Genomic DNA, 4254 nt, shown 5'->3' on the forward strand with positions numbered 1-4254 from the left:
AACATCTCTCATGCCACTCCTGAGATGGCGGTTGAACTAGGCATTTTTACCGGAAGGCTCCACAAAGCTCTAAAAGAAATCGACTACGATCAGCTTGAAAGAACGAATCTGCTGAAGTCACTGACAGCTGCCCTGCGGCACTTCAGTGCAGTGGACTTCGAAATGGAACTCGAAAGTGTTGAGGAATTCTTCACCGATTTCTACAAGATATATTATAGACTTCCGGTCCAGATCATTCATGGCGACTACCATCCAGGCAACATAATCATCCACGAGGGGAAGGTCTCGGGGATAGTAGATTTCGATTGTGCGACTCGAGAAGTGAAAGTGCTGGATCTTGCCTATCTAGTTCATAGCGTCTTCGCCGAGTTTCTGAAGATGGGTTCTCCATCGCTTTTCCTCTATTTGCTTCCTTATCTGCTTGAAGGATACTCCTCAGAAAACACTCTTACCTCGAGCGAGAGGGAGAGTTTTGTCTATCTGCTTTCTGCTATTTCGATCATCCAGATTCATTACTTCACTGCGAAAGAATTGACTGAAGAAGCGCGTTTCGCAAAGAATGTCTTCAAATGGTTGTACAAAAACAGTAGTCGTATCAAGGAGAAGTCGGGCCTTGTCCTGGCCGGTTCCGAAAAGGCGATCTAGTAGTTCAAGAGATAGTGAATTTCCCGCCGTGCTTCCTTTTCTCCTTGGTGTCGTTTCTTTTCATTTGCCCCTCCCTAATTGAATATTCTTATAGAATATCGAGAATCCCTCGCCTCGATTTCTGCCAATCTATTGCTTTCGCATATTCAAACTATATGTCAGCCATCAGAATAATAGCAGCCGGATCCGAGCAATTGGAGCGATCCGCTTTTCATTGGAGTCTTTTTTCCTTAATTCACCTGAGCCCCTTTGGAAGTAGAAAAGATCGATGCGAGATAACTGGCATGTTCTATTGACAGCATAATGGCATGGTCAATAGGCCCTGTCAAAGTATAATCAATTTGAGGAGGTGAATCCATGCTTGGGCTGAAAATTGTAGTCGAAAAGGGCTCTGGTGTCCCTTTGTTCAAGCAGCTTATTGATCAGTTGAGAACAGCGATAATGAGAGGGGAGATTTCTGAGGGAACAAGGCTTCCTTCCGAGCGAGAGCTTTCGAAGTTGCTCCGGCTGAACAGGAGCGTTGTTGTAAAAGCCTATAATGAACTGAAGATGGATGGCCTTCTGGATTCCAGATCGGGAAGCGGTACTTACGTCATTTCAGTCAGGCCGCCACATAAGGAATTCGACATGATATCGTGGGGAGAGCAGCTTAATTCCTGGGCTACCGTTCCGGCCGGTTCGGCGAGATGGGCAAGCGTTCTGAAGGGCCGGCCCGAAGACTGTATAAGGTTCGATACCGGCATACCTCTTGTTGGAAGCGAGCAAACAAACCTCCTGAAAGGAATTCTGTCAGATCTTACCGAAGATGAGTTGAAGAGTTCGCTCGACTATCCGTCTCTTAGGGGCAACCCCGACCTCATCAAGTATTTGTGTCTGAGACTGAACGGTTCAGGGATGCATGTGAACTCGAGAAATATTCTAATAACTATTGGCGCAGAGGAGGCCGTGTATTTATTGTTTTCTGCGCTTGCCAGGCCAGGTGAAACGATTGTCGTCGAGAATCCGACTTACATAAATATAATCAACATTTCGAGAATGTTTCAGCATCGAGTGCTCCCAATCGATAGAAACTCTGAAGGCCTGGATTTTGCGACTCTCGAAAATGTCCTGAAAAGGAGCAGGGTGAAATTCATATATACCATGAGCTGTTCGCACAATCCTACTGGTTCAAACATGCCTGAGGGGAAAAAGGAGTCGCTGGTAAGACTTGCAGAGAAGTACTCCGTTCCGATAATTGATGACACTGTCTTCTCGGAGATTCAGTACAGTCGTCCCGCGCCTAAGACACTTAAGTACTACGATCATCACAACTGCGTGATAGAGATAGGAGGGATATCGAAGGCCTACGCTCCGGGTCTTAGAATTGGCTGGATTGTTGCCGACGAAGCATTGATAGAGAAGCTGATCGAACCGGTAAGAATGATCTCGCTCGGAGTTCCGAACATCAGCCAGCTGGTCGCCGCGAAGCTCCTTTCGACGGGGGAATACGACAGCTTCTTGAAAAAGTATCTTGGACTTTGTCTTGACAAGAAAGAAGCTGCGAAGAGAGCTTGCCTGAGATATCTTCCCGCTTACGTGAAGGTCAACGAGGCTCAGGGAGGGAACTTCTTCTGGCTTGAGTTGCCGACCTCGCTGGACTGCTGGAAACTAGTCGCCGAAGGGATTAAGAACGGTGTTGCAGTATCGCCGGGGAGTCTTTTCACCTTTGACTCGAGCGGCAGGAACTTTGTGAGGCTCAATCCTCTTGGAGTACCCCTTGAAGAGATTGAAGAAGGGATAATTCGACTCTCAAAGGTCATCGAGTCGATCGCCATAGGTGATAGAAATGAGGAAGGAACCGTTTCAGTAGTCGTGTAGCTGCCGCGAGCCTAACTCTCTCCAGAATGGGAGAAATATCTTTGGGCCCAGAACAGAAGAAGTGAAGAGATCTCGGTCTTGAGTCTCATAATTGAATTCTCATAGTTGAACTCGTTGATTCTTTTGAGGAAGTTCGAGAAGCCTCTGATCTTCGAAAGCGAGTAACATCTCTCTCCCACTCTAAGGTCGTTTCTGTCCAGAGTGACTTTTCCGATGAATCTTGATTTATTGCCCGTTCTAATTTGAAGTTCTGTTATTACTCCCTCTCCGGCATCTATTTCACCCTTCTCTGCCATGTAATCAGAGAGCAGTTCCCTTTGAACGGCGAGGATATCGGCGACAGTTCTTCCAGAAACATAACCAAAATCGTCAACTGTATATGTGAGCCCGCATCTTTTGCATTCAGCCGAATCTCCCTTTGCTTTGACTGTCTGGAATGAACGGCACTCTTCGCAAAACCAGATTATTTTCTCGATTCCTTCGGCCTTTCTCATGCCTTTGAAGGGAATTCTCTTTTTCTCCTGCCATCGCCAGTCGGAGGCCTCCGAGAGATAATCGAGCGCTCCCTTGCCCTCGAAACTCTGAAATTCAACCTCGATCCTTCCCCACCTGTGATGATCGGCCCATCTTGGTTTAGTTAGATAAGCGCCGCTCATTCTTGCGGCGACGACCGGTACATTAAGCCTATCCAGGAATTTCGCTGTCCCTGGCGGTACTTCGCCGAACTCCCCATCCCATGTCACAGATCCCTCCGGCATCAGACCCAGGACCCCGCCGGCATTGACTACTTCGATCATCTTCCTCATGGCTGGAAGATCGGGGACGCCCTTTCTCTTTCGAATTGCGCCTCCCGCTCTTAGTATGGGCCCCGAAAGAGGATTACTGAAGTTCCCCGAAGCGACGGCCCAGACTATCGGATAACTCACAAGCGCTTCGATCAAAACGGCATCGATAAAGTATGCATGATTGCCGATTAGGATGAAGGGTGGTTCGGGCAGTGTCTGCAGACCTATTCCGTGGAGATTGTATCTCTTAATGAAGGGATGTCTAAAGATCGGCCGCAGGATTCGCCATAGAAGCTTGTCGCCCGGAAGTCTTTTCTTCATCGAAATCAGAAGCTTTCTTGCCTGCCCGAGCGATTGTGGTCTTGCCCGAACATCGGCCACGATCCCGATGGGGAAGAGTGGGTCGACAGTGAACCGAGTCTGCTTCTGCCTCCTATGTCGTTTAAGGTGACGGCATAGTACAGAGTTCCATCCTTGCTCATGACAGGAGAGCCGAGACTGTCGCTTCCTATGTGATCCGATCTCTCGAGGCTTCCATCTGAGATGTTTAGCTGGAACAGTCTGGCCTCTCCCCGTCCGATGACGTAGAGAACGCCGTTCGAGCAGGAGACGGGCGTTGAGACTATTTCACTCTGGAGATTTGTGCTCCAGATCACCTCTCCCTCACTATCGATCGCCGAACATACACCGCCATAAGTGCAGACGAAAATCTCATCTTCCTCTCCCACAATCGGGCTTGACGCGATCGAAGAGTCTTCTACGTCCTCGGCGATCCGGAGGCCCCATTTCAGAGATCCGTCTGCCGGATCCAGGGCGTAGAGAAACCCGTCGTGACATGTAGTGTAAACTGTTCCATCGCTTCCTAAGGCCGGGCTTGAATAGAAACCCGCTGAATCTGAGTCTGTCTCGAATATCCACAGGAGCTCTCCGTTCTTGAGGGAGTAGAAGAGATTACTTTCCTGGCCCC

4 protein-coding genes are annotated in these 4254 nt (G+C 48.7%); 2 read left to right on the forward strand and 2 right to left on the reverse strand.

The genetic code is table 11. The features are described from left to right. Together ENN47_03530 and ENN47_03535 are read left to right on the forward strand one after the other, a co-directional pair. Positions 1 to 645 (forward strand): aminoglycoside phosphotransferase (locus tag ENN47_03530; protein HDP77252.1); only part of this gene is annotated, 645 nt, incomplete at its 5' end. A gap of 357 nt (positions 646 to 1002) precedes the next feature. Beyond that, positions 1003 to 2502, forward strand: a complete 1500-nt coding sequence (locus ENN47_03535) for a PLP-dependent aminotransferase family protein (GenBank protein ID HDP77253.1) — start codon at positions 1003 to 1005, stop codon at positions 2500 to 2502. An 11-nt stretch (positions 2503 to 2513) separates the two neighbouring features. Here ENN47_03535 and ENN47_03540 read toward each other — a convergent pair whose 3' ends face one another. After that, positions 2514 to 3608 carry a 1-acyl-sn-glycerol-3-phosphate acyltransferase gene (locus ENN47_03540; protein ID HDP77254.1) on the reverse strand — a complete coding sequence of 365 codons (1095 nt, stop codon included), beginning with the start codon at positions 3606 to 3608 and terminating at the stop codon, positions 2514 to 2516. Positions 3609 to 3613: 5 nt separating this feature from the next. Further along, on the reverse strand, positions 3614 to 4254 hold a 641-nt coding region (locus ENN47_03545; protein ID HDP77255.1), incomplete at its 5' end, for a hypothetical protein.

Origin of the sequence: Mesotoga infera (assembly GCA_011045915.1) — a bacterium.
GTDB classification, from domain to species: domain Bacteria; phylum Thermotogota; class Thermotogae; order Petrotogales; family Kosmotogaceae; genus Mesotoga; species Mesotoga infera_D.

Bases quoted from the DNA above. Each gene is read 5' to 3' on its own strand.
- ENN47_03535 (HDP77253.1), top strand. From the start codon at position 1,003: ATGCTTGGGCTGAAAATTGTAGTCGAAAAGGGCTCTGGTGTCCCTTTG.
- ENN47_03540 (HDP77254.1), bottom strand. From the start codon at position 3,608: ATGAAGAAAAGACTTCCGGGCGACAAGCTTCTATGGCGAATCCTGCGG.